Here is a 26434-nt window from a genome sequence, read left to right as displayed (position 1 = left end):
GAATTTCGATGTCATTATTTGATCATTCTGTATCAGAGTTACATAAGAAATTACAAAGCAAAGAAATTTCCGTTACGGATTTAGTAGATGAATCTTACAAACGTATTGCGGATGTTGAAAATAATGTACAAGCGTTTCTTACATTAGATGAAGAAAATGCACGTGCAAAAGCGAAAGAATTGGATGCGAAATTAGGCGCTGAAGATAATGGGTTACTATTTGGTATGCCAATCGGTGTGAAAGATAACATCGTAACAAAAGGTCTTCGCACAACGTGTGCGAGTAAAATCTTAGCAAACTTTGACCCAATTTACGATGCAACAGTTGTGCAAAAGCTAAACGCTGCTGACACAATTACAATCGGTAAATTAAACATGGACGAGTTTGCGATGGGATCTTCTAACGAGAACTCTGGATTCTACGCTACAAAAAACCCTTGGAACTTAGATTACGTACCAGGCGGATCTAGCGGTGGTTCAGCAGCGGCTGTAGCTGCAGGCGAAGTATTATTCTCTTTAGGATCTGATACAGGTGGATCTATCCGTCAACCAGCTGCATATTGCGGTGTTGTTGGTTTAAAACCAACATATGGTCGTGTATCTCGCTTCGGTTTAGTTGCGTTTGCATCTTCACTTGACCAAATTGGACCGATTACACGTACAGTAGAAGACAATGCATACTTACTGCAAGCTATTTCAGGTGTTGACCGTATGGATACAACTTCTGCAAACATTGAAGTTGGCAATTACTTAGCTGGTTTAACAGGCGACGTAAAAGGTTTACGCATCGCTGTGCCAAAAGAATACTTAGGTGAAGGCGTTGGCGAAGAGGCTCGTGAGTCAGTATTAGCTGCTTTAAAAGTGTTAGAAGGTATGGGCGCGACTTGGGAAGAAGTATCGCTTCCACACTCTAAATATGCACTAGCAACATACTACTTAATTTCTTCTTCTGAAGCGTCTGCTAACCTTTCACGTTTTGATGGCGTACGTTACGGCGTTCGTTCTGATAATGTGAATAACTTAATGGACCTGTATAAGAATACACGTAGCGAAGGCTTTGGTGACGAAGTAAAACGTCGTATTATGCTTGGTACATTCGCACTTAGCTCGGGTTACTATGATGCATATTACAAAAAAGCACAACAAGTACGTACATTAATTAAAAATGACTTTGAAAATGTATTTGCAAACTATGATGTTATTATCGGACCAACAACGCCAACTCCAGCGTTTAAAGTAGGCGAAAAAATCGATGATCCAATGACAATGTATGCAAACGACATTTTAACAATTCCAGTAAACTTAGCAGGTGTTCCAGCAATTTCTGTTCCATGTGGATTCGGCGCAAACAACATGCCACTTGGACTGCAAATTATTGGTAAACACTTCGATGAAGCAACAATTTATCGCGTTGCACATGCGTTCGAGCAAGCAACAGATTATCATACAAAAAAAGCAAGTCTGTAAGGAGGCGAGCATAGATGAATTTTGAAACAATTATCGGTTTAGAGGTTCACGTTGAGTTAAAAACAAATTCGAAAATTTTCTCTGCGAGTCCAACAGAATTCGGAGCGGATCCAAATACACAAACAAGTGTAATTGACTTAGGATATCCTGGGGTGCTTCCAACTCTAAATAAAGAAGCAGTTAACTTTGCAATGAAAGCTGCAATGGCATTAAACTGTGAAATCGCAACAGAAACAAAATTTGACCGTAAAAACTATTTCTATCCAGATAACCCGAAAGCGTACCAAATCTCTCAATATGATAAACCAATTGGGGAAAATGGTTGGATTGAAATCGAAGTAGACGGCAAAAAGAAACGCATCGGTATTACACGTCTTCATTTAGAAGAAGATGCAGGGAAATCAACACATACAAGCGAAGGTTATTCATTAGTAGACTACAACCGCCAAGGTATGCCGTTAATCGAAATCGTATCTGAGCCAGATATGCGTACACCAGAAGAAGCGTATGCTTACTTAGAAAAGCTAAAATCAATCATTCAATATACAGGCGTATCTGATTGTAAGATGGAAGAGGGTTCTCTTCGCTGTGATGCGAACATTTCTCTTCGTCCAGTTGGACAAGAAAAATTCGGTACAAAAGCAGAACTGAAAAACTTAAACTCTTTCACTTACGTACAAAAAGGTCTTGAGTTTGAACAGACACGTCAAGAAAAAGAACTATTATCTGGTGGGATCATCCAACAAGAAACACGTCGTTATGATGAAGCAACGAAGAAAACAATCTTAATGCGTGTGAAAGAAGGATCTGACGATTACCGTTACTTCCCAGAGCCAGATTTAGTTGAACTTTACATCGATGATGAGTGGAAAGAACGCGTGCGTGCTTCTATTCCTGAACTTCCAGATGCTCGTAAAGTACGTTATGTTGAAGAGCTTGGCTTACCAGCTTATGATGCACACGTATTAACATTAACGAAAGAGATGTCTGATTTCTTCGAAGCAACAGTTGCAGATGGTGCAGACGCGAAATTAACATCAAACTGGTTAATGGGTGAAGTACTAGCATACTTAAACAAACAACAAAAAGAATTACAAGATGTAGCACTAACACCAGCTGGTTTATCTAAAATGATTCAATTAATTGAAAAAGGTACAATTTCGTCTAAAATTGCGAAAAAAGTATTTAACGAGTTAATTGAAAAAGGTGGAGACCCAGAAGAAATCGTAAAAGCAAAAGGTCTTGTTCAAATTTCTGACGAAGGAGCACTTCGTAAGGTCGTAACAGAAATTCTTGATAATAACGAACAGTCTATTGAAGACTTCAAAAACGGTAAAGACCGTGCAATTGGTTTCTTAGTTGGTCAAATTATGAAAGCAACAAAAGGACAAGCAAATCCGCCGCTTGTTAATAAAATCTTACTTGAAGAGATTAACAAGCGATAAGCACGAGAAGTGGAGGCGTTTCGCTTAGGATGAGAAACCGCGAAGCCGCTGAAGCGAGAATGCAACAACGAAGATTAAACAGAAAAACACCCAAATATGGGTGTTTTTCTGAGTTAATCAAACGTTTGTTTAAATGATATTTTGTTTAAACAAACGTTTGATTAACTGACAAATATAAGAAAAATCCCTTCAGTTAAGTATGGTATGATAGTTGCAAAAAGGTTGTAATAATGATAAATCTAAATCTAGAGAGAATTTTTTCATAATATGGTATGAAATAAATGTTAATTTAGTGTTAACAATGAAATTATATTGCTTTGTTAGGTTGAAGGAAATACATGTAGAATTGAGAGGAGGGTACGCATAGGAGTGCTAAGCAAATGCTTGGCGGCTATTCCTTTCCCTTTTTGATGAATGAGGGTTTTCCTGTGCTAATGTTATATGAAACGTGCAAGAATTATTTATAATCCAACTTCTGGTCGCGAGTTATTTAAGAAGAGCTTGCCAGAAGTACTACAAAAATTAGAGAAAGCAGGGTATGAAGCATCATGTCATGCGACGACAGGCCCTGGAGATGCGACTGTGGCAGCGAGGCAAGCGGCAGAGCGTAAGTTTGATGTTGTTATTGCAGCAGGCGGCGATGGTACGTTAAATGAAGTTGTGAATGGGTTAGTTGGAAATGAGCATCTTCCGAAGTTTGGGATTATCCCAGTTGGAACGACAAATGACTTTGCTCGAGCGATTGGTGTACCTCGCTCAATCGAAGAAGCTGCTGATATCATTTGTGCTGGTCAAACGGTACCTCTTGATCTTGGAAGAGCAAATGATACATATTTTATTAATATTGCTGGCGGTGGCCGCATTACAGAATTAACATATGAAGTGCCAAGTAAATTAAAAACAGTACTTGGGCAACTTGCATATTATTTAAAGGGTATTGAAATGTTACCATCTTTGCATCCGACATATGTAGAAATTGAGTATGATGGAAAGATGCTGCAAGAAGAAATTACAATGTTTTTAATTACGAACACACGATCTGTCGGCGGCTTTGAAAAAGTAGCGCCGTACGCATCTATTAATGATGGTTTGTTTGATTTGTTAATATTAAAAAAGGGTTCTATTGCAGACCTAATTAAGGCAGCAACACAAGCGCAGCGTGGTGAGCATATAAATAATCCGAAAGTATTATATACACAGGCAAATCGAATTAAAGTACATTCTCCAGAAAAGTTAATGATTAATTTAGACGGTGAGTACGGCGGCGATGCACCGATGGAGTTTGAAAATATATATCACTGTTTAGAATTATTTGTTCCAGAGCAAAAAGAAACTACCTTGTAAAAGGTAGTTTTTTTGCAAAGAATGTAAATTGGTATTTTGTTGTATCTTTATTGTATCTTTACAATTCCTTCATAGTTTGTATATATTCCCTTGTTACAATGACGGGGAGTAACAAAGGAGATGTAGGAGGATATGGGGGAAATGAAAGCAATCTTATTTGATAAGGATGGTACACTAATGGATTTTCATTCCATTTGGATAAAAGTTGCAGAGGAAGTTGTTGCAGAGCTAATCCGAACATATAAACTACCCACAACGTTACAAACAACGTTGCTGAAAGAGATTGGTGTAGAAGAAATGTTTGTGAATCCGCATAGTGTATTGGCCGCAGGAACAAGCATGGATTTAGCATATATTTTTTGTCAGCATGTTCCATCTATTTCTGCAACTGAAATGCGAGAATGGATAAGTGAAAAGTTATTCGCCTTTATGTATAAGCAGCGTTCACATATGAAAATGACAGCAGATTTACCAAAGTTACTAACAAAATTAAGAGAACAAGGGTATATTCTCGGTATTGTAACAGCAGACGATTATGAACCTACGCAATTATTTCTACAGCAATATCAACTACAATCGTTTTTTGAGTTTATTGTAACGTCAGATACATTTCCAGCACAAAAACCAAATAAGCAAATTGTAGACGCATTTTGTGACCGGTTTCAACTGCATCCTTCTGAAGTTGTTATTGTAGGTGATACACCAACAGATATGCATTTAGCTCAAAATAGCGGAGCAGGTTATGCGATTGGTGTTCTTTCAGGAACAGGTGATAAAGGAACGTTAGAGCCATTAGCTGACATATTGTTGCCATCTGTAGGAGAGTTGATTTCTGATTCTGGTAAGTTAGTATGGAATGAAACGGAAAAATTCATTGAAAATAGATAAAAATCTTTTAGATAAGTCCCTAAAGACTCGTTTTGAGTCTTTAGGGACTTATTTTTTATGCCGAAACCTATGGAAATATAGGAGTACAGTGTGTTTGAAAATTGGCACACATTTTGCAATATAAAAAGCAAATCATTAAAAGAGGTGGAATATACAATGAAAACAAATTTTGCTAAGGTTAATCAAAATATTCCGGGTTCAAAAGCAGCTTCATTATTTGAACGCCGCCAAAATATCGTACCAAGAGGAGTAAGTAATGGAATTCAAACATTTGTACAATCGGCTCATGGGGCGCTTGTTACAGATGTGGATGGAAATCAATTTATCGACTTTGCTGGGGCAATTGGTACAATCAACGTCGGACATTGTCACCCGACTGTTACAGAGGCTCTTCATAAGCAAATCGATCAATATATCCATACAGGTTTTAACGTAATGATGTATGAATCGTATATTGAATTGGCAGAAAAACTAGCTGCGTTAGCGCCAGGTGCTTTCGATAAACAAGTATTGTTTTTAAACAGCGGAGCTGAAGCTGTTGAAAATGCAGTGAAAATTGCTCGTAAGTATACGAAACGAACAGGGATTATTGCATTTACAAAAGGGTTCCACGGCCGTACATTAATGACGATGACAATGACAAGTAAAGTAAAGCCGTATAAGCATGGATTTGGTCCGTTTGCACCAGAGGTTTATAAAGCTCCGTTCCCTTACGAATATCGTCGTCCAGCTGGATTAACAGAAGAACAATATGAAGATTTTATCATTGAAGAGTTTAAAAACTTTTTAATCACAGAGGTTGCACCAGAAAGTATTGCAGCTGTTGTGATGGAGCCTGTACAAGGAGAAGGCGGCTTTATCGTTCCAGGTAAAAAGTTTGTGAAAGAAGTACATCGTTTATGTGCTGAACATGGCATTTTGTTTGTTGCTGATGAAATTCAAACAGGATTTGGCCGTACGGGTAAATATTTTGCTATTGACCATTACGATGTAGTACCAGATTTAATTACTGTATCTAAATCGCTAGGAGCGGGTGTACCAATCAGTGGTGTAATTGGCCGAAAAGAAGTAATGAATGAGGCTGCACCTGGTGAATTAGGCGGAACGTATGCTGGAAGTCCATTGGGATGTAGTGCTGCATTAGCTGTTCTTGAAGTAATGGAGAAAGAAAATTTAAATGAACGTGCTGTGCATATTGGAAAAGAAGTAATGGATCGTTTTAACCAAATGGCTGAAAAATATGAATGCATTGGTGATGTTCGCGGGTTAGGAGCAATGTGTGCCTTCGAATTAGTGAAAGATAAAGTAACGAAAGAGCCAGATAAAACGTTAGCTGCAAATCTTACTGCAGAAACAAATAAGAGAGGTTTATTGCTATTAACGGCAGGCGCATATGGAAATGTCGTTCGCGTTTTAATGCCGCTTGTTATTACAGATGAGCAACTTGAAGAAGGGCTTAACATTCTTGAAGAATCGCTTCAAGCTTGTTATGGAAAAGTAGATAAAGCACACGTATAAGCTAAAAGCGTATTGAGTTTCCTGTAAAATATTCATTTTAAAAACTTGTTTGCAACTGTTCCGGTTCTCCCTGTTATATAATAATGACAAAGTATTATATATAAATTGGACGTGTTTGAATATCATTTATTCTCTAAGATGAACCGTCAATCTGTGATATTTCAAATGCTCTTTATCATAGCAGGGTTATAAAACTTTGAAAATATTTAAACTTCAGGGAGTGACTGGAATGGTGGCGGAAAAGGAACGAGTATTTATGGATTTAAAAGATGTATTTGAACATGCATTTGATGAGATTTTTGTAACAGATGAGAAAGGTATTGTTGTTCGTGTCAACAGCATGTGCGAAAGACATTACCAGTTACCGGCGGAGAAATTGGTTGGTAAGAGTGTAAAAGAGTTACAAAAGGAAGGGATTTTTTATCCGTCTGCAACACTTGAAGTCATCGAAAAAGAGAAGCCAATTGAATTAGTGCAGACGACAAAGTCAGGAGAATATTTACATGTTCGAACACGGCCAGTTTTCGATGATCACGGTAATTTAAGAAGGGTCATTAGCTACTCACGTGATTTAACAGAGCTCTATCAATTGCGAAAAAAGGTAGAGGCAATGACGGATCAATTAAAAACGTATAAAAAAGAATTACGAGAAACATATGAGCATGAAGGGCTTATTTTTAAAAGTGCAGCTATGCAGAGGATAGTTGAAACGATAAAAAAAGTATCTGTAGTAGATAGCACGGTTCTTGTTTTAGGAGAAACAGGGGTTGGAAAAAGTAGATTAGTACGCCATTTACATGAATTGAGCCATCGTAAAAATGAAATGTTTTATGAAATCAATTGCGCCGCTTTGCCAACAAATTTAATTGAATCTGAACTGTTTGGATATGCAAGTGGTTCTTTTACAGGTGCGCATCGTGAAGGGAAAAAAGGCATTTTAGAACTGGCTCATAAAGGGACACTCTTTTTAGATGAAATTGGAGAAATGCCTCTTGAAATTCAAGCGAAACTTTTACAAGTATTACAGGAAAAAACATTCCGCCCAGTAGGAGGCAGAGAATTAAAGAAAGTAGATGTGCGCATTGTAGCCGCAACGAATAGAAATTTGAAAGAAATGGTGAAACAGGGGACGTTTCGCAAGGATTTATATTACCGCCTTAATGTGATTCCGATTTATATCCCTCCTTTACGTGAGAGACAAGAAGATATTTTACCACTAGTCTATTATTACCTGCAGCATTTTAATGAGAAGTATGGGCGTAATGTGAAGCTATCTCCGCATGTACTACAAGCATTTTTAGAATATCCTTGGGAAGGAAATAACCGAGAAATAGAAAATGTGATGGAACGTGTTGTTATTACTGCAGATGAGCTTGTTACATTGGAAGACTTACCATTATCTATGCAAAATTCTACAATCGAACAATCCGGAAAAAGTTTGTATGAAATGTTAGAGGAAGTAGAGCGCAATATTATTTTGAAAGCGTATAAAGCACATCAATCAAGCTATAAAGTAGCAGAGACTTTAAAAATTAGTCAGTCTGCAGCAACTAGAAAAATCAAAAAGTTTATTGGAGAAGAGCTTCTCGTTGGAGGAGAAGAAGGAATTTAAAAAAGTACCATTGCATTTGGTACAGTAAATATAAAGGAGGATGAAAAGGTTGGATAAAAAAACAATGGCTATTAATTTAGATAAGAAAGCAATGTATATTAATGGGGAATTTGTTCATTTGCATGAACAAATTGAAATTAACAATCCGGCTACACAAGAAGTATTTGCTACTGTTCCAAAAGGTGGAGTAACTGAAGCGAAGCAAGCGGTAGATGCTGCACATGAAGCGTTTAAGACTTGGTCAAAGTTAACGGCAGCTGAGCGTGCGAACAAATTGAAAAAGTGGTTCACGTTAATTGATGATCATAAAGAAGAAATTGCAGCTATTATGACAAAGGAACAAGGAAAACCATTCGCAGAAGCGCTTGGTGAAGTAAACTATGCGAATAGCTTTGTAGAATGGTATGCAGAAGAAGGGAAGCGTGTATATGGAGACATGATTCCTGCTTCTCATCCGAATAAACGTATCCTTGTATCGAAACAGCCTGTTGGTGTAATTGCAGCAATTACGCCATGGAACTTTCCAGCAGCGATGATTACAAGAAAAGTGGCACCTGCATTAGCAGCAGGATGTACGGCGGTCGTAAAACCAGCAAGCCAAACACCATTAACAGCATTAAAATTAGCTGAACTTGCACATGAAGCAGAAATTCCAAAAGGTGTCATAAATATCGTAACAGGAAGTGCGAAAGCAATTGCTGATACGTGGATGAATGATGGACGCGTAAGAAAAGTATCCTTTACTGGGTCAACAGAAATTGGAAAAGAATTGATGCGCGGTGCAGCTGAAACAGTGAAAAAAGTTTCATTAGAATTAGGTGGTCATGCACCGTTTATTGTAATGAATGATGCAGATTTAGATAAAGCTGTAGAAGCAGTAATCGGCTCGAAATTCCGTAATGCTGGTCAAACGTGCATTTGTACGAATAGAGTGTTTGTTCAAGAAGATGTGTATGAAAACTTCGTAGAGAAATTCCAAGCAGCTGTAGGAGAACTAAAAGTAGGGGACGGTTTTGCAGCAGGTACAACTGTTGGACCACTTATTGATCAGTCAGCTGTTGAAAAAGTACAAGAACATATAGAAGATGCGATTCAAAAGGGTGGAAAGGTACTGAATGGTGGACAAAAGATTGCAGAATTAAATGGCCATTTTGTTCAACCAACTGTAATTGGCGAAGCACATGATGATATGTTATGTATGACAGAAGAAACATTTGGACCGGTTGCCCCTGTTGCGAAATTTAAAACAGCTGAAGAGGTAATTGAGCGTGCAAATAACACACCATACGGCTTAGCGGCATATGTATTTACAACAAATATTAGCCAAGCATTTCAAATTAGCGAAGCATTAGAATACGGAATTATTGGTTTAAATGACGGTCTTCCATCTGTTGCACAAGCTCCATTCGGTGGATTTAAAGAAAGTGGTATCGGCCGTGAAGGTGGTTACTTTGGAATTGAAGAGTACTTAGAAATTAAATATATTTCATTAGGCCTATAAAGTGAAAATACCATCAGTGGGGAGATTCATCCCCACTGATGGTTAGTTGAACCAATCCGGCTCTTACTGCCCAAAAGTAGCGGGATAAAAAAGACTCACATCAACGAAAACGTTGATGTGAGTCTTTTTATTATATTTATTAAAACGCCCAGTTTCCTTTACGGAAGATTGGTTCATGTGTACCATCTGCTGTAATACCGTCGATATCTAGTTCAGCAGAACCGATCATAAAGTCTACGTGTGTAATACTAGAGTTTGCACCATTATCTTCTAGCTCTTCTTTTGACATCGTTTTACCACCGTCTAAGTTAAAGGCATAGGCATTACCGATTGCTAAATGGCAAGATGCATTTTCATCAAATAATGTATTGTAGAACAAAATATTTGTATTAGAAATAGGTGAGTCGTGCGGTACTAATGCAACTTCTCCTAAGAAGTGAGAACCTTCATCTGTCTCAACTAAATGTTTTAATGTTTCTTCGCCAACTTCAGCTTTGAAGTCTACGATGCGGCCATTTTCAAATGTAAGCGTAAAGTTATCGATAACATTTCCTGCATAAACTAATGGTTTTTTACTTGTTACATAGCCGTTTACGCCTGTTTTTAATGGCATTGTAAATACTTCTTCTGTTGGAATGTTTGCCATAAATGGTACATCCTTTTCGTTAGTGCTGCCAGCACCGACCCATAAATGCTTTTCAGGAAGTTCGATTGTTAAATCTGTTCCTGGTCCTTTATAGTATAGTGCTTTATAGTGTTTGTCGTTTAAATAGTGTACCTTCGTATGTAAGTTACTATTATGTTCGTTCCAAGCTTGAACAGGATTTTCTAAATCAGCACGAGTTGCTTGGAAAATTGCATCCCATAATTTTGCTACTTGTTCTTCTTCAGGTACATCAGGGAACACTTTTGCTGCCCATTCTGTCGTTGGAACAGAGATAACGCACCAGCTTACTTTATCAGTCATCATATATTCGCGAACTGTTTTCATTGCTTCTCCAGCTGCTCTATTTGCGCTAGCGATGCGCTTTGGATCTACACCTTTTAATAAATCAGGGTTTTCTGCGTAAATGGATAAAAATGCTGCACCTTCTTTTGCTAGTTCTTCACGTGCATGTGCTTTCCAAGCAGGGAATTCAGAAAACGCTTCTTCTGGTGCTAAATCGAACTTTAAGCGTGTTAAATTTTCATCAACCCAATCGACATACACATGCTTTGCACCTGATTCATAAGCTTTCTTTGTAACAAGACGAACAAATGGAGCTGATTCAATTGGTGCACCAATATTTAATGTTTGTCCTGGTTGAATATTTACTCCGACATTTACTGCTAGAGCAGCATACTTTTCTAACGTTTGTTCAAATGACATATATATTCTCCTTTGCGTAAATAGTTCTTATGTACATAATACATGAAGATTCTGAAAATATAAATAGAACCCGATTGGAATCGAGTTCTATTTTCTTATTTAATTGCCAGCCCAAACTGTTCTACAGTTGTTGAGTTATGAATACGGACACGTTTTATACGTAACAATTCATCTGGCTCGCCTTTTTCAATAAATTGACCAGGTTTTGTTGTTGTCGCAAATTGATAATATTTTTTTGTTTCAGCAACAACATGGTCATTTACATGGCCAAATGGATAAGCAATAGCGATAACGGGTTTGCCAGTAATCTTTTCGAGTTTTTCCTTCGAACCCTTTAGCTCTTCTTCATAGTTTGTAACTTTCGGCAAATCGGCATGTGTTGCTGTATGAGATTGAATAGAAAAAATGCCGGAATCAATCATTTCTTTTATATCTGCTGTAGACATTGAGCCTTCTGTATCGATGGAATTGACAATTACATATTCTGTCGCGGTTGGCTTGAACTTATCATCTTTAAGCTTTTGTAAAATATGAAGGGCATTCATATTATTTTTCATACCATCATCAAATGTAACAAAAATTGGTTTGTTGACTTTGTTAATGTCACCCCAGTGTTCAAAGGTTAACAATGTATAGCCGTTGTCTTTCAAATATTGCATTTGTGCTTCAAAGTTGGCAGGAGATACAAACAGATCTTTCAGACCATTGCCTTCTTTATAATCATCAATCGCATGGTACATTAGAAGCGGTACGTGTTGCTGGAATACAATTGCCGATGTTGTAAGTGGAATGGTTTTCCCATCTTCTTTTATACCGTGTGCCTCAATTTGATATTCGCCGCGCTTTCCTTCAAATTCTTTTAAATCAAACGGTAAAGAAAAATGGTTCTCTTTTTCTTTAGAAGAAAATGTTTTTGCACTCTCTTTTCCGTCAGCAGTGCGCCAAATTTTATATTGTACTTCTGTAATTGGCGCTTTTACATCTTTCGTGTATACAACTGTATTTTTTGATTCGTATGTAATCGGATTCCATGAAATAGTTCCTTGTGGCTGCACTTTCTCTTCTGTTTTCTTATCTGTTTGCTGCTCAGCAGCGTGTACTTCTTTTTTGGGATCTAGTTGAGTTACATGACTACAACCAGAGATGAACAGAGTAGAGAGTAGTATGGTAGAAATGTATTTTTTCATATTATAAGCATCCTTTAGTCAAATTGTATAAGAAGAGGCTGCTTTGTTAATAAAACAGCCTTAAAATATGTAAATCCATTTTAATTTTTCCACATATAAGTCGCTGCTATGCACAGCAAAACATAATCTGCGCTTGCTTTCTTCCTTTGTTTTCACTCCTGCATGTGGCGGGAAAAGACCTTAACAGCTTCTAGGCATGGCCAGATGTCCTCGCCCACCTAAAAAGAAAAGGGGGGTATGTCGGTTTTCCAATTTGCATTTATATAACTAATTGCGCTCTCTTACCAATGCTGTAAATTGCGCCATTGATGTGTTAGGTCCGACAAAATGGCGTTTAATTAAATATTGTTCGTTCGGTAAACCTTTTGTCATATGATTGCCATGATCTGTTGTTACTGCAAACTCGTAATATTTTTTTGTTTCTGCAACAGCTTGATCGTTATAAGAGCCTACTGGATACGCGAGAGCAATTATTTTCTGACCAGTAAGACTTTCAATTTTCTCTTTTGAAACGCGTAATTCTTCATCGTAATTGTTTGAATAAGCCATCATCGCATGAGTAGATGTGTGCGATTGTATAGAGAAAATACCGGAATCTACCATCTGTTTAATCTCATCTTTTGAAAGACGATTTGGTGCATCAATATCATTGGCAACGATAAACTCTGTCGCTGCTGGCTGGAATTTGTCATCTTTTAAACTTTGTAAAATATGAAGGGCATTCATATTATTTTTTCGTCCGTCATCTAACGTTATAAAGATAGGTTTATTGACTCGATTTATATCGTTCCAACGTTCAAATGTCAGCATTGTATACCCGTTATCTTTTAAATATTTCATATGTGATTCGAACTGTGCTGGCGGTACATACAAACCTAACTCGCCGTCACCTGGTCCAGAGTATTTTTCAATTGCATGATACATTAGAATTGGTACAGATTGTTGAAAGGTAATTGTAGATTTAGCAAGAGGTACTTGTGTGCCATCTTCTTTTAATCCTGTTGTTTCAATTTGATATTCCCCGCGTTTCAAATTGAAAGCCTTTAAGTGGAATGGGAAAGCAAAATTACGTTCTTTTTCCTTTGATGAAAATGTTTGTTTGCTTTCAGGGCCATCAGCAGTGCGCCAAACGTGGTATTGTACTTCTGTAAACGCATCTTTTAAATGGTTCATATAGAGCACAGTGCTTTTTGCATCAGGTGCAAAAGGCTCCCATGTTATATTCCCTTGTGTTAAGGGAACATCAACTGTTTTCGCTTCAACTTTTTTCGGTTCCACTTGTTTCTCAGCAGCTGCATCTTTTTTCTGTTTATCACTAGTTACACTAGTGTTGCAACCTGTGAGAATGGTAGAAGAAAGTAAAGCCATTAGTGCGTATTTTTTCATTATATCCATCCTTCTATTGTGTATTATACCCTTGTTAATCATATCACTCTCATATATAGAGGGAAATATCATTTTTGGTTAATTAAGGCAAAAATACTATATTTTATTAGCCTATGAGCAATATGTAAAATTTTTGTGAAGAAAACAAAAAGCAGCTCCCTATTTTAAATAGGGAGCTGCCTGCATAGTTAAATGAATAACCCTGCAATTGTTGCAGATAAAATAGAAGCTAGCGTCGAAGCACAAAGGAGCTTCCATCCAAAGCGTGATACAATGCGCCCTTGTTTTTCAGATAGGGCACGAATTGTACCGACAATTGCGCCGATTTGACTAATGCTTGCAAAGCTGATTAAGAATACTGTAACAATCCCAACTGTACGCGGGGATAATGTAGTCATGATTTTCTTTAAATCTAGAATAGCAACGAATTCGTTTAATGCAATTTTTGTCCCCATAATACCACCGGCAGAAATAACATCGTGTGCTGGAATTCCCATTAAGAATGCAAACGGTGAAAGAATGTAACCGAAAATTTGTTGTAGTGTAATTTTATGACCAAGTGCGCCTGATGCATAAGAAATCACGAAGTTTACAACTTCCATTACACCGATAAAAGCAATCATTAATGCCGCAACAATTCCGGCTACTTTTAAACCGTCTAATGCACCGTTAATCAACGCGTCGATTAAGCTACTGCCAAAAAGATTTTTATCGAACTTTTGCAGCTTTTCATCTTCTTGCGCCGTATCAACTGGTGTTAATAGTGAACAAACGATTAGACTAGAGAATAAGTTCAGCGGCAGGGCCACTAATACGTATTTTGTATCTAACATCATTACATAAGATGCTGTGACAGAAGCAGATACCGAACTCATTGCTGAACAGCAAATGATAAACATACGATTTGCATTAAAATGTTGCAGATCATTTTTAATAACAAGTAACGCTTCACTTGATCCAAAGAAGACAGAGTTCACAGCGTGGAACGATTCCACACGCGGCAAGCCTGTAATTTTCGAAATTGCACCGCCAGCAACGCGCACGATGAAAGGTAAAACACCAAGATAACTAAAAACAGAAAGTAGTGCGGAGAAAAAGATGATAATTAATAATACATTGAAGAAAAAGACAAAATCTTTATGAATTCCGTTAAATAAAAAGTCTACACCTGTAGTACCAAGTTGAATCAATTTATTAAAGACTTTACCAATCCAAACAATAATTTGCTGACCAATTTTTGTTCCAAATACAAACCAACCAATTAAAATTTGGAAAGCAAGCATAATAATAATAGCGCGGAAATTAACTTTTGCTCTGTTGTTGGAAAAAGCAAAACAAATTCCCAATACGGCAAGAATGCCGATGATACTCATCACATATTGCACAAAATTTGCTCCTTTCAGATGTTGTTACTTTGTAATAAATAGAGAAGTTAATCTCGAGGTTTTAAGTTATACGTATGATGTCTGACCTTTAAAATGAAAATAAAAAAAGACCCATACAGATCCACTTCCTTCTATGCGAGAAAGCTAATCAATATGAGTCCTTATATACACAAAAAAGCTAATATTCATTAGTTTTCCCCATAGTCCAGCAATTTCAGGTTGCCGGGTAGAGACTCTCGATCCATATCATCAAGTATATATGAGGTAACACCATCCGTATTGAATTAGTAGTAGCGTAACATTAATCGACAAAAATCGTCAATAGCTTTTTTTCTTCCAATGGCTAAAGGACAGGGGAGTATGGTAAAATGTAACGCAGTGTGATGAAAAAAGAGAGGTCGGAAAATGAGTAATAAAATGACGCCACCAGTTGAAAAAAACGAGTTTATAGATGTAGTGTTTGAAGATTTAACACATGACGGTGCCGGTGTTGCGAAAGTAGATGGCTATCCTATTTTCGTGAAAAACGGATTACCAGGTGAAGAAGCACAAATTAAAATTATTAAAGTGAAAAAGAACTTTGCTTTTGGTCGTTTAATGAAGCTTCATAAAGAAAGTCCATATCGCAAAGAGGCAGAATGTCCAGTATATAACCAGTGCGGCGGTTGTCAGCTTCAGCACTTAACATATGAAGGACAGCTGCAAGCAAAAGAAAAACAAGTGCGTGACGTTATGCAGCGCATCGGTGGACTGCATGATGTACCTGTTCACCCTGTTCTTGGCATGGAACATCCATGGGTATATCGAAACAAAGCACAAGTGCCAATTGGAGAACGTGAAGGCGGACTTGTCGCTGGTTTTTACCGCCAAGGAACGCATGACATCATTAATATGGAAACATGCTTAATTCAAGCAGAAGAAAACGATACATTAATTCAAGAAGTAAAACGCATTTGTGAGAAGCACGGCATAACAGCGTACAACGAAGAACGTCATAAAGGAACACTTCGTCATGTAATGGCTCGCTACGGACAAGTAACAGGCGAAATCATGCTTGTGTTTATTACACGCACCGCAGAGCTTCCAAACAAAAATGCAATTATTGAAGAAATTACAGCGAAGTTTCCAAATGTAAAATCTATCGTCCAAAACGTAAACAACAAACGCACGAACATCATTTTTGGCGACACAACAACAGTCCTATACGGATCAGAATATATTTATGATTTCATCGGCGATATTAAATTTGCTATTTCAGCACGTTCATTCTATCAAGTAAACCCAACGCAAACGAAAGTACTGTACGACAAAGCGCTGGAGTATGCAAAATTAGATGGAAACGAAACCGTTATCGATGCGTATTGCGGCATTGGAACAATTTCCTTATTCCTAGCGCAAAAAGCGAAAAAAGTATACGGCGTTGAAATCGTACCAGAAGCAATCGAAGACGCAAACCGAAACGCAGAACTAAACAACATGACAAACGTTGAATTTGGCGTAGGAGAAGCAGAAGTAGTCATTCCGAGCTGGTACAAACAAGGTATCATCGCTGACACAATCGTAGTCGACCCACCGCGTAAAGGCTGTGATGAAGCACTACTAAATACAATCATCGACATGAAGCCAAAGCGTGTTGTATACGTATCCTGTAATCCGGCAACACTTGCTCGTGATTTGAAGATTCTTGAAGAGGGCGGATATAAGACGCAGGAAGTTCAGCCTGTGGATATGTTCCCGCATACTACACATGTGGAGTGTGTGGCCTGGTTGGAGTTGGTATAATAGAAAAGCAGTTGATATAGAAAAAATCTATACCATCTGCTTTTTTGTTTATAAAAATACCATTCAGGACCGATTTTAGTTAAAATAAATATTGCCGATTTTCACAAATTATAAATGTACAAATGTACTTGTGTTTGATAATAAGTTATGAAGCATGATATAAGTGTAACATTTGGTTTTATATTTTTTGATCAAGAGTTTGAAGTTGTATTCATAGTGAGAGGATTTGAGTTTGAAATGATAGATAATTTTTGGCGTGATTTACCACGACCATTTTTTGTACTTGCACCAATGGAAGATGTGACAGATGTTGTTTTTCGTCACGTAGTAAGTGAAGCCGGTCGACCGGATGTATTTTTCACAGAGTTTACAAACTCGGATAGCTATTGTCATCCAGAGGGTATGAAAAGTGTGCGTGGCCGTTTAATTTTTACAGAAGATGAACAGCCAATGGTGGCACATATTTGGGGGGATAATCCCGAATATTTCCGTCAAATGAGTATTGGCATGGCAGAGCTAGGATTTAAAGGCATCGATATTAATATGGGCTGCCCTGTACCGAATGTGGCATCGAGAGGGAAAGGTAGTGGCCTTATTCTGCGTCCAGACGTTGCGGCAGAACTTATTCAAGCAGCAAAAGCGGGCGGACTGCCTGTCAGCGTGAAAACACGACTTGGCTTTAAGGAGTTAAATGAGTGGGAGGAGTGGTTAACGCATATTTTAAAACAGGATGTTGCGAACCTTTCTATTCATTTACGTACAAGAGAAGAAATGAGCCAAGTAGATGCGCATTGGGAGCTAATTCCGGAAATCAAAAAATTACGTGACCGTATTGCACCAAATACGCTACTAACAATCAATGGAGACATTCCTGACCGTCAAATCGGGCTGCAGCTTGCTGAAAAATATGGTATTGATGGCGTTATGATCGGGCGAGGTATTTTTAAAAATCCTTTTGCTTTTGAAAAAGAGCCAAAAGAGCATACCAGTAAAGAACACCTTGATCTTTTAAGACTACAGCTTGATCTTCAAGATCAATATGCGGAAGTACTACCCCGTTCAATCACAGGGCTTCATCGCTTTTTCAAAATTTATGTAAAAGGATTCCATGGAGCTGCTGAATTAAGAAATCAATTGATGAGCACGAAATCAACAGATGAAGTGCGTGCATTGCTTGATAAATTTGAAAAGAGTGTTGATGAGGCAGGGGACAGTGAAATGATGTAACTCTCAAAAGTTAGAGGGAAATGAATTACATCAACTTATGTGTATTTATTTTGTTCAGTTTCGAGTTCCTTTGCAGCCGGCAACTTTTGTTTTGGTAAGGTCTGTTTTCTGAAAGAAGAAGGTCTTAAGAATTTAATAAACCTACCAGCATTCTTGTATTGCCACATACACTCTGGACATGTGGAGTGTGTGGCTTGGTTGAGTTCAAAATAAGCGTAGAGCTGGAAAAGAACAGTGTATTTGAGAAATCAAAGCACTGTTTTTTCTTTTAGTTAATGTTATGAGGGAAATCTTTTTATAAGCATGCAAAAAACACGTAAGAGATCTATAGATACAATGATGGAGAAAAGTTCGGGTAAGACTATAAAACCTATCTTTAAAATGTTAAAGTATTAATTTAGCGGACATTAACTAAAAGGTTATATTAAACATGATAGTTTAAAGCATGTTAGAGGATAAACTTTAACAGCCGTATAAATAATCAACATTTTAGGAGGACTAACAATGGCAATGAGCAATAATGATATATTAAAAAGAGTAAGATATGCTATGGATATAAAAGATATAGATATGGTAGAGATATTTAAACTTGGTGGCATTGAAGTAACGAAAGAAGAAGTAGTTGATATGCTTACAAAAGTAAAGAAAAGTCCCCAGCATGAAGCTGAAAGTGCTGATGTAGTCGAAGATGATTACGTATTAACATGCGATATGGTGATGTTAGAGTCATTTTTAAATGGATTTATTACTTTAAAAAGAGGAAAGCAAGATCCGAAACCAGGGCAACCAGCTGGACAAGCGATGCCTTTACAGAGTAATGAGAATGCCAATAACCTTCTTCTAAAGAAAATGAAAATAGCACTTTCATTAACGAGTGAAGATGTGCTTGATATATTAGACAGCGTAGGAGTTAAGGTGACAAAAGGAGAGTTAGGCGCTCTATTAAGAAAGAAAGGTCATAAGAATTACAAAGAGTGCGGCGATAGATACGCAAGGAATTTCGTAAAGGGATTAGCTGTAAAGTATAGAGGATAAGGAATAAGCGTTGTAACATTTATGTTGAAACAGTAAATGATATAATAGATAGAGTAGGACGTTTGTAGCCTACTCTTTTTTATTTGTAAAAATAACATGAACGAATACTTTAGGTGATGAAATGATACATACATATTTAGGTAAGACAATTAATTTTCATATAACTTATAAGAAGAAAAAATCTGTACGTCTTTATGTAGATTCTTACGGAAATGTTGAAGTACAAGCTCCGAAAGGAACGCCTGTTGAATACTTAGTCCAATTGTTAGAGGAGAAATGGGATTGGATTCAGAAAACACGTAAGGAAATGCAGGAGCGAGTGCTTGGCCCACAGGAAAAGGCTTATGATCAAGGAGAGGGCTTTCTATATTTAGGAAACACGTATCCGATACAGATTTCTCAAGATGCAAGCATTGAGCAAGATAACGCAGTGTTTGAGGGAGATAAGCTACATATTTATGTGAAAGAGCTTAAGAATGAGAAAATACAACAAGCTTTAAAGCGATTTTACTATAAGCAGTGTAAGGCGTTAGTGGAGAAGAGTATTAAATCATATCAAAGTAACTTTAAAACAAAACCGCGCTCCATTCGTATTTCAGATAGTAATCGTACATGGGGAACTTGTGATTCAAATCTACAGTTAACATTTAATTGGAAGCTGGCAATGGCACCACAGAGGGTGATTGACTATGTAGTCGTTCACGAAATGTGCCATATGGTCCATCTAAATCATGATCGCTCTTTTTGGCGCCTTGTTGGGAAGATAATGCCTGATTATAAGGAACTGGAAAACTGGTTGGCATTATCAGGCTGGAAAATGACTGTTTAGCAGTGACATCGTTGGAGCGATTACTATTGCACTACAGTTTTAGTTTATAATTGCTTCTTCTCTTATAACTGAACTCACAAACATCCCATTGTAGTGCCATATACACTCCGCGCATGTGGAGTGCGTGGCGCAACTTATTTTAAAAACTAAATAATATAAAGAAGGCAACGTCCCTTTATTGGTACGTTGCCTTTACACTTCTTTTAACGGATTTGCAAAATTGTAGTGTATTTCAATACTACCATCAATTCGATATTCAATTTTATTTTCTTCAATTCCTGTGTGTAAGCGCTTTATTTCCCTTTACTATTTCTTATCATATTATTAATAGGGATATTACATCAGTCATCTAAACTTATAAGAGTAATAGATTTTATAAGGAGATGAGTAGAAATGAAGAGGAAAAAATTTATATTAGCAACAATGGCAGCCCTTATGGTGTATTCAGGAGCTAGCCAAGTTTCAGCACAATCAGCCTCAGCCACTGAGAATCCGTCCTGGTCAGGCAACTCAAAGAGTTTTGGTCCTAAAGGGTTCGACCTGCAGGCACACCGAGGCGGACTTGGGCTAACCGTTGAGTCAACGATTGCCTCGTTTTCCCATGCCCTCGAAGTCGGTGTGAGCACACTTGAGCTTGACGTGCAGATCACCAAAGACCATCAAGCTGTTATTTCGCACGACCGAAAGATTTCGGGTTCCAAGTGCATGGACACGAGTCCTGCATTCGTTGGTGACCCTGAGTACCCCTACGTCGGTAAGTACATAAAAGATCTAACCCTTGCCCAAGTACGAACGCTGGATTGTGGCTCAAAGACGTTGCCGCAATTCCCAGGTCAGCACCCGAGCCCTGGTGCTCAAATACCACTGCTAACCGAGATTTTTGACCTTATCAAGCTCTATAACGCCAACGATGTGTGGATGAATATCGAGACGAAGGTGGAGGCCGGTGCACCTGAGCAAACTGCTCCACGTGAAGAATTCGTACAGATTGTTGCCAAAGAAGTTCGCGAAGCCGGTATGCTCAACCGAGTGTCGATTCAAAGCTTCGACTGGGGAGCGCTCAAACGAATGCACGAGGTTGAGCCTCGTTTACCTCTCGTTGCACTGACCAACGGTCCAGAGTTCCTGCAGCCTGGTCAGCCGGGTTCCTCTCCATGGTTAGGTGGAATTGATATCGACGACTTTGGCGGAGACCCCGTTGCGGCTGCCCACTCGTTAGGAATAGACGCCATCTCTCCAGTGCACGGTTTCCCGCAGAACGGCAAAGTTACTGATGAGAATTACGTGCCCTATGTGACGAAAAGCATGGTTCAGGAAGCGCACAAGTACGGAATGAAGGTCATTCCCTGGACGGTTGATGACCAGCCTACTATGCAAAAGCTTATCAATGATGGCGTCGACGGAATGATCACTGACTACCCGGACCGCCTGCGTGTGGTCATGGAACAGAATAGTCTGAAACTACCCAAGAGCTACTCTGCTCACAAGAAGTGAGTACTTATAAAGTAGTGCTAATACTTTTGAAGAAAAAATTATACAATATACTTACATCTTCAACTACTTTAGATTATGGCTGTCAATATTTATCTATTAATCTCTCGAATTTTTAAAAAATCGTAATAACGATTTTCCACCCATACCAGGGATGAAATGGCTATTCTTATATTATTAAAGTTTCATTGTGATGCACCTATCCTTTATTTCAAACTTAGATAGGTGCTTTTGCCATTCTAGAAAGCATTAAGATATACATTTCTAAGATTTAAGGTAAATGTGAAACGAAAGGTAAAATGAGAAGCAAAAGATGAGGTATTGACCACGTGCTATTTACAGATTTAGTAAAACTCACCAACAACCCATGTATTGCTACATACACTCTGGACATGTGGAGTGCGTGGCTTGGCTCATAAGGAAAAATTAATAAGAGATGCAGTAGTGGCCAACAGGTCCTATCGAGATATCGATAGGACTTTATTTTTATTTAGGATTAACTACGATGAACTGTATCATAAGTAAATGAGGTTTTTTAAGATTTTTCTACCTTTTATATTTAAGTTTCATTGAGTTTTAAAAATATTTTGTAAAAGTTAAACTAGAATTTAAAAAAGGTAGAGAAAGTATTTACCGAAGATGATTTCTCTATCTTACCTTCTAACCGATACTCTTGTGGATAACATTCAAGTTGGAAAAGTATGTCAATTCGAAAAGAAACCATTACACAAACCTAAATAACTCCATTTTTTATTGGTATAAACAGCAACGATATTTCCTGTTTATTAATGGATAAAACTAAAAAGTATTTCCAAAATAACATCTCTACTGGAAGATCTAGTTAAAAAGATGTCCCCTTTCTTTTAATCATTCTGCTTAAATTTCTGTTATTTAATGGAATTCCCCTACTTCTTTTATCCTTATATTCATGTTGGGAATTAATCCTAATCTATCATTTTTATTCGATTTTACATATATTTTACGAAAAGTTCGAATTCTATATACAATTAGAGACTAAACTTTTCAATGAACGCAAAAGGAGGATAAATATGAGAGAATTTGACAATAATCGTAGAACATTCTTAAAAAGCGCTGGAAAGGGAATGGGAATTGCTCTTGGTGCGACTATTGTGAGTTCGTTGCCTATTGGAATGGCGTCCGCAGAAGAGAACAACAAATCTAACAACCTACGATATCCCTTTACATTAGGAATTGCTTCTGGCGACCCGCTACCAGATGGGGTTGTCTTATGGACGAGACTTGCGCCGGATCCATTAAATGGGGGCGGCATGGATAACCATCCATACCCAGTCCATTGGGAAGTCTCACTTGATCCCGATTTTAAAAAAGTCGTCAAAAGAGGAACCGAACTTTCCAAGCCTCAACTTGGCCACTCTGTCCATGTAGAAGTTGATGGCTTGAAACCTTCCACATGGTATTATTACCGATTTACAGTACGCGCTGAAGTCAGTCCAACAGGCAGAACAAAGACGGCACCGGCCAATAATAGCGAGGTTGATCAGCTCAACTTTGCCTTTGTTTCCTGTCAAAACTGGCCTACCGGCTATTACACAGCCTATCAGCACCTGGCCCAGGATGACTTGGATTTGGTCGTCCATCTTGGAGATTATATTTACGAAGGAAATATTAATTCAACGGTTCGTCCATTGAATTATTCTGCTCCTGAAATCTATACGATTGATGACTATCGTAATCGTTATGCTCTGTACAAAATGGATAGCGATTTACAGGCTGCCCATGCTAATTTCCCATGGATCGTGACATTTGATGACCATGAAGTGGATAATAACTATGCGGGGGATATTCCGCAGGATCCAAACAAACAACCAACTGAAGAGTTCTTGAAACGGAGGGCTGCTGCTTACCAAGCTTATTACGAACATATGCCGCTTCGCCGTACATCGTTTCCGCAAGGTAGTGATATCCAAATGTATCGCCGTTTGTCATTTGGTAATTTAGTAGAATTTAATGTTTTAGATACTAGGCAGTACCGAGATGATCAGGCAAATGGAGATGGATGGAAACCACCAACCCCTGAATCTGAGGATCCAAGCCGTACCCTTTTAGGTGAGGAACAGGAACAATGGTTATTAGATGGATTGGCTGTATCACAGGTCAAATGGAAAGTACTCGCTCAACAAGTCTTTTTCGCTCACCGCGATGGGGATTTTGATCCTGACGAAGAGAGTGTAAGTATGGATGCCTGGGATGGATATCCTGCCGCGCGCCAACGTATTGTGGATTTTATAGCTGAAAACGATATTAAGAATGCCGTTGTCCTCACCGGGGATGTTCATACCAGCTGGGCAAATGAAATCAAGGTAGACTTCCATGACCCTGATTCAAAAAATGTGGGGGTTGAGTTTGTTGGAACTTCTATTACTTCCAATGGAGACGGTTCTGATGTAAACGGCAATACAGCTCAGTATCTGAAGGAAAATCCGCATATTAAATTCTTTAATAACTATCGTGGCTATGTGCGCTGTAAAGTGACACAAGACATTTGGCAAACAGATTATCAGGTCGTTAAATATGTAACAAGACCAGGTGCCTCAATCAACACACGTGCCTCTTTCGTTGTGGAAGATGGAGTACCTAGTTTGAAGCAATTAGTATCGAATCCGGTGTAGGGTTGAAAATCTAATTTACTTTTGATAATTGAATCTATGACTTTCGAAAGAGAGTGATTGACTGGAAATTGATCTAGTATCAATGAAGGTGGTACCACGGAGACAAAGCTCTTCCGTCCTTTTTCGGGGATGGAAGGGCTTTGTTTTTTATCACGTAAAGGAATTGCTTGTTTTTTTACACTAGGGATATATGTTTCTAATTGCTTAAAATATTTTACTAAGTCACTTTGAAATAATTTATTTGTCTTTTTTGTATAATTTCACTATAAATTATTTGTAAAGCGTTAATACAAATTGAAACTATTTTTTCTTGTTCCTGTTTAAAAAGTGGATTAGAAAGTGCACTTTTATTTTTTTCCATAATATAGACTCAATACATTTAAAGTAATTTTAGCAATAATTAATCTACATAAAGTAAATTTCAAAGCGTAATTATAGTCAGTAGCTGTTTTTATTACAAATGAAGTAGATTTTTGTCAAAAAATTACTTTTGAATTTTATTGTTATTTAATGGAAAAATGTTATTCTATTTGAGTGGATAGGATTGAAGAAATGGGGAGAGAGCGCAATGGAAAAGAATAAAAGAATGCCTTTTGTAATCGTAGCCATGGCGTTAGGACTTTTTATGTCATCTTTGGATAACACCATTGTTTCTGCGAGTATTAGTCAGGTCATTAAGGATATTGGTGGATTTGATAAAATGAGCTGGGTTTTTACGGCTTATATGCTTGCGGCAACAAGTACGATGCTTGTGTTTGGGAAAATGAGCGATTTATTTGGAAGAAAATTGTTTTATTTACTCGGGATTAGTTTATTTCTAATTGGCTCGGCATTATGCGGAACTGCTCAAAATATAGATCAGTTGATTGCGTATCGTGTTATTCAAGGGATAGGTTCAGGAGCTATTTTTCCGATTTCATTCACAATCATTTATTCAATTTCTACAGATCCTAAACAAGCAGCAAAAATGTCTGGTGTGTTTGCTGGGATATTTGGTATATCCTCAGTTCTTGGACCACAAATAGGAACTTGGATTTCTGAAGCCTCTTGGTTAGGGTGGAGATGGTGCTTTTATGTAAATGTTCCTTTTGGCATTTTATCGATTATTACTTTATTGTTTTCTTTAAAAGAATCTAAATCAGAACATAAACCAAAAGTTGATTATCTTGGAACGGTTTTATTAATTGCTTCAACTGTTCTCCTTCTTCTCGGTTTAGAATGGGGCGGGAAGGATTATGCTTGGGATTCCGCTCAAATTATTGGAATGTTTAGTGCAGCTGCGATATCAATTGTGTTGTTCATATTAGTGGAAAGAAAGGCTAGTGAACCAATTTTACCTCTTTCCATATTTAAAAATAAAATGGTGCTAGGTACAAGTATTGTTGTATTTTGTCAGGGAGCAATCATGTTCTCTGCGATTACTTATCTTCCCATTCTTTCAGTAGCTATTATTGGGAATGAAAATTCAAATGGTGTATTAACACCGATGATGTTTCCGATTATGATTGGTGCGATTTTAGGAGGTTTCCTTTGTACGAAAGTTCCTTTCCGTACTATCATGGTCATTTCGATGGCGGTTGGAATATTTGAGGCTTATATGCTTAGTAACATTACACATGATACTGCGAAATTGACAGTAACCCTTGTTATGATCACAATGGGATTGATTGTTCTGGGGCCGCTTATGAGTGTCGCGCAAAATGCTGTAGCCCAATCCGTCGATATGAAATACATGGGGATTGCTTCATCAGTTGTTGGGTTCTGGAGAAGTATTGGTGGTGTGATGGGGGCTGCAATTACAGCAACCATTGTGAACAATGATTTAAAAGAAAAGATGATAGGTTTTGCGTCATCTTCTCAAATGCCGGCTAATCAAATTGAAAAATTAGCAAAACCAGAAATCTTGATGCAAAATCATACACAGCTTCCTCCTCAGCTAGTAGAATTCATGAGAGGAGCATTAGAAAACGCGTTGCACCATGGCTTTATATTGGCAATGATAGCTGGTATCATCGGATTGCTTGTTTCCTTATTTGTAGGTGGAGCTCGTTATAAGGTTGAGCAAAAGGACAATAAGGAAAAAGCTGGAGCAGGGGAATTTGTTAGAGGTTAATAAATAAATCAAAAGTGCCTCCTTTACAAAGGGGGGCGCTTTTAATTTTGGCGAACACTTCATCTGATAATAATTATGGAAGAAGACGGGGGACGAAGGTCGTGTACAATTTAACGAAACGCTAACTGTAAAAGAAGGATTTCGTAAAATCAAATGACTTAAGTGGTTAGAGAAGTAAACACCGCTCGGAAGATTTTATTCTGAG

The 26434-nt window shown here is 37.9% G+C and carries 18 protein-coding genes and 1 riboswitch; of the genes, 14 read left to right on the top strand and 4 right to left on the bottom strand.

The genetic code is table 11. The annotated features are described in order from the left end of the window. The first annotated feature begins 8 nt into the window (after nucleotides 1-8). The 7 genes from gatA (at nucleotide 9) to ACTDJC_RS18210 (ending at nucleotide 9774) form a co-directional block, all read left to right on the top strand. Nucleotides 9-1466 carry an Asp-tRNA(Asn)/Glu-tRNA(Gln) amidotransferase subunit GatA gene (gene gatA, locus ACTDJC_RS18240; protein ID WP_253628440.1) on the top strand — a complete coding sequence of 486 codons (1458 nt, stop codon included), beginning with the start codon at nucleotides 9-11 and terminating at the stop codon, nucleotides 1464-1466. A gap of 14 nt (nucleotides 1467-1480) precedes the next feature. Continuing rightward, nucleotides 1481-2911: an Asp-tRNA(Asn)/Glu-tRNA(Gln) amidotransferase subunit GatB gene (gene gatB / locus ACTDJC_RS18235; protein WP_098309172.1), complete on the top strand. Its 1431-nt coding sequence runs from the start codon at nucleotides 1481-1483 to the stop codon at nucleotides 2909-2911. Between the two features lie 441 nt (nucleotides 2912-3352). Further along, a complete protein-coding gene (locus ACTDJC_RS18230; protein ID WP_429707927.1) occupies nucleotides 3353-4255 on the top strand; it encodes a diacylglycerol kinase in 903 nt (300 codons plus the stop codon). Nucleotides 4256-4387: 132 nt separating this feature from the next. Continuing rightward, entirely contained in the window at nucleotides 4388-5143 is a 756-nt protein-coding gene (locus ACTDJC_RS18225) for an HAD family hydrolase (protein WP_440604282.1), read from the top strand. Between the two features lie 156 nt (nucleotides 5144-5299). Then, nucleotides 5300-6661, top strand: coding sequence for a 4-aminobutyrate--2-oxoglutarate transaminase (gabT, locus tag ACTDJC_RS18220; protein WP_440604281.1), 1362 nt, complete (start codon nucleotides 5300-5302; stop codon nucleotides 6659-6661). Between the two features lie 229 nt (nucleotides 6662-6890). Continuing rightward, nucleotides 6891-8273 (top strand): sigma-54 interaction domain-containing protein, encoded by a 1383-nt coding sequence (locus ACTDJC_RS18215; RefSeq protein ID WP_098309169.1) that lies wholly within the window; start codon nucleotides 6891-6893, stop codon nucleotides 8271-8273. Between the two features lie 91 nt (nucleotides 8274-8364). Beyond that, nucleotides 8365-9774, top strand: coding sequence for an NAD-dependent succinate-semialdehyde dehydrogenase (locus ACTDJC_RS18210; protein WP_440604300.1), 1410 nt, complete (start codon nucleotides 8365-8367; stop codon nucleotides 9772-9774). 139 nt (nucleotides 9775-9913) lie between these two features. On the opposite strand, the gene ACTDJC_RS18205 is transcribed toward ACTDJC_RS18210, so the two are convergent. The 4 genes from ACTDJC_RS18205 to ACTDJC_RS18190 all read right to left on the bottom strand — a co-directional run bounded on the left by ACTDJC_RS18205 (nucleotide 9914) and on the right by ACTDJC_RS18190 (nucleotide 15101). Next, entirely contained in the window at nucleotides 9914-11143 is a 1230-nt protein-coding gene (locus tag ACTDJC_RS18205; RefSeq protein WP_440604280.1) for an aminopeptidase, read from the bottom strand. A 95-nt stretch (nucleotides 11144-11238) separates the two neighbouring features. Next, complete coding sequence (locus tag ACTDJC_RS18200; RefSeq protein WP_440604279.1) at nucleotides 11239-12330, bottom strand: polysaccharide deacetylase family protein; 1092 nt, start codon at nucleotides 12328-12330, stop codon at nucleotides 11239-11241. A gap of 267 nt (nucleotides 12331-12597) precedes the next feature. Next, complete coding sequence (locus tag ACTDJC_RS18195) at nucleotides 12598-13716, bottom strand: polysaccharide deacetylase family protein (protein WP_440604278.1); 1119 nt, start codon at nucleotides 13714-13716, stop codon at nucleotides 12598-12600. Between the two features lie 188 nt (nucleotides 13717-13904). After that, nucleotides 13905-15101, bottom strand: coding sequence for a NupC/NupG family nucleoside CNT transporter (locus ACTDJC_RS18190; RefSeq protein WP_098309164.1), 1197 nt, complete (start codon nucleotides 15099-15101; stop codon nucleotides 13905-13907). A 181-nt stretch (nucleotides 15102-15282) separates the two neighbouring features. Beyond that, a riboswitch (purine riboswitch) is annotated at nucleotides 15283-15384 on the bottom strand. Between the two features lie 122 nt (nucleotides 15385-15506). Between ACTDJC_RS18190 and rlmD the strand changes: the two genes are divergently transcribed. From rlmD to ACTDJC_RS18155, 7 genes are all read left to right on the top strand, one after another. Then, entirely contained in the window at nucleotides 15507-16883 is a 1377-nt protein-coding gene (gene rlmD, locus ACTDJC_RS18185; RefSeq protein ID WP_440604277.1) for a 23S rRNA (uracil(1939)-C(5))-methyltransferase RlmD, read from the top strand. 237 nt (nucleotides 16884-17120) lie between these two features. Further along, entirely contained in the window at nucleotides 17121-18110 is a 990-nt protein-coding gene (locus ACTDJC_RS18180; protein WP_440604299.1) for a tRNA dihydrouridine synthase, read from the top strand. A 504-nt stretch (nucleotides 18111-18614) separates the two neighbouring features. Next, entirely contained in the window at nucleotides 18615-19145 is a 531-nt protein-coding gene (locus ACTDJC_RS18175; protein ID WP_440604276.1) for a DUF1456 family protein, read from the top strand. 121 nt (nucleotides 19146-19266) lie between these two features. Continuing rightward, the gene (locus ACTDJC_RS18170) at nucleotides 19267-19974 is read left to right on the top strand and encodes a M48 family metallopeptidase (RefSeq protein ID WP_440604275.1); all 708 of its coding nucleotides are present in this window, start codon (nucleotides 19267-19269) and stop codon (nucleotides 19972-19974) included. Between the two features lie 393 nt (nucleotides 19975-20367). After that, nucleotides 20368-21468 (top strand): glycerophosphodiester phosphodiesterase, encoded by a 1101-nt coding sequence (locus tag ACTDJC_RS18165; protein WP_098309159.1) that lies wholly within the window; start codon nucleotides 20368-20370, stop codon nucleotides 21466-21468. Nucleotides 21469-22514: 1046 nt separating this feature from the next. Further along, on the top strand, nucleotides 22515-24116 hold the full coding sequence (locus tag ACTDJC_RS18160; protein WP_440604274.1) for an alkaline phosphatase D family protein: 1602 nt from the start codon (nucleotides 22515-22517) through the stop codon (nucleotides 24114-24116). A 568-nt stretch (nucleotides 24117-24684) separates the two neighbouring features. Beyond that, a complete protein-coding gene (locus tag ACTDJC_RS18155) occupies nucleotides 24685-26229 on the top strand; it encodes a DHA2 family efflux MFS transporter permease subunit (protein WP_440604273.1) in 1545 nt (514 codons plus the stop codon). The last annotated feature ends 205 nt before the right edge of the window (nucleotides 26230-26434 follow it).

The sequence above is a fragment of the Bacillus sp. GB_SG_008 genome, from assembly GCF_052038115.1.
Lineage (GTDB): Bacteria > Bacillota > Bacilli > Bacillales > Bacillaceae_G > Bacillus_A > Bacillus_A rhizoplanae.
Note: the sequence above shows the minus strand (reverse complement) of the source record. Positions and strands in the feature narration are given on the sequence as shown.

What these genes read in the sequence shown, in the direction of transcription:
- gatA (WP_253628440.1), top strand. Translation starts at nt 9, where the DNA reads ATGTCATTATTTGATCATTCTGTATCAGAGTTACATAAGAAATTACAA.
- gatB (WP_098309172.1), top strand. Translation starts at nt 1,481, where the DNA reads ATGAATTTTGAAACAATTATCGGTTTAGAGGTTCACGTTGAGTTAAAA.
- ACTDJC_RS18230 (WP_429707927.1), top strand. Translation starts at nt 3,353, where the DNA reads ATGAAACGTGCAAGAATTATTTATAATCCAACTTCTGGTCGCGAGTTA.
- ACTDJC_RS18225 (WP_440604282.1), top strand. Translation starts at nt 4,388, where the DNA reads ATGGGGGAAATGAAAGCAATCTTATTTGATAAGGATGGTACACTAATG.
- gabT (WP_440604281.1), top strand. Translation starts at nt 5,300, where the DNA reads ATGAAAACAAATTTTGCTAAGGTTAATCAAAATATTCCGGGTTCAAAA.
- ACTDJC_RS18215 (WP_098309169.1), top strand. Translation starts at nt 6,891, where the DNA reads ATGGTGGCGGAAAAGGAACGAGTATTTATGGATTTAAAAGATGTATTT.
- ACTDJC_RS18210 (WP_440604300.1), top strand. Translation starts at nt 8,365, where the DNA reads ATGTATATTAATGGGGAATTTGTTCATTTGCATGAACAAATTGAAATT.
- ACTDJC_RS18205 (WP_440604280.1), bottom strand. Translation starts at nt 11,143, where the DNA reads ATGTCATTTGAACAAACGTTAGAAAAGTATGCTGCTCTAGCAGTAAAT.
- ACTDJC_RS18200 (WP_440604279.1), bottom strand. Translation starts at nt 12,330, where the DNA reads ATGAAAAAATACATTTCTACCATACTACTCTCTACTCTGTTCATCTCT.
- ACTDJC_RS18195 (WP_440604278.1), bottom strand. Translation starts at nt 13,716, where the DNA reads ATGAAAAAATACGCACTAATGGCTTTACTTTCTTCTACCATTCTCACA.
- rlmD (WP_440604277.1), top strand. Translation starts at nt 15,507, where the DNA reads ATGAGTAATAAAATGACGCCACCAGTTGAAAAAAACGAGTTTATAGAT.
- ACTDJC_RS18180 (WP_440604299.1), top strand. Translation starts at nt 17,121, where the DNA reads ATGATAGATAATTTTTGGCGTGATTTACCACGACCATTTTTTGTACTT.
- ACTDJC_RS18175 (WP_440604276.1), top strand. Translation starts at nt 18,615, where the DNA reads ATGGCAATGAGCAATAATGATATATTAAAAAGAGTAAGATATGCTATG.
- ACTDJC_RS18170 (WP_440604275.1), top strand. Translation starts at nt 19,267, where the DNA reads ATGATACATACATATTTAGGTAAGACAATTAATTTTCATATAACTTAT.
- ACTDJC_RS18165 (WP_098309159.1), top strand. Translation starts at nt 20,368, where the DNA reads ATGAAGAGGAAAAAATTTATATTAGCAACAATGGCAGCCCTTATGGTG.
- ACTDJC_RS18160 (WP_440604274.1), top strand. Translation starts at nt 22,515, where the DNA reads ATGAGAGAATTTGACAATAATCGTAGAACATTCTTAAAAAGCGCTGGA.
- ACTDJC_RS18155 (WP_440604273.1), top strand. Translation starts at nt 24,685, where the DNA reads ATGGAAAAGAATAAAAGAATGCCTTTTGTAATCGTAGCCATGGCGTTA.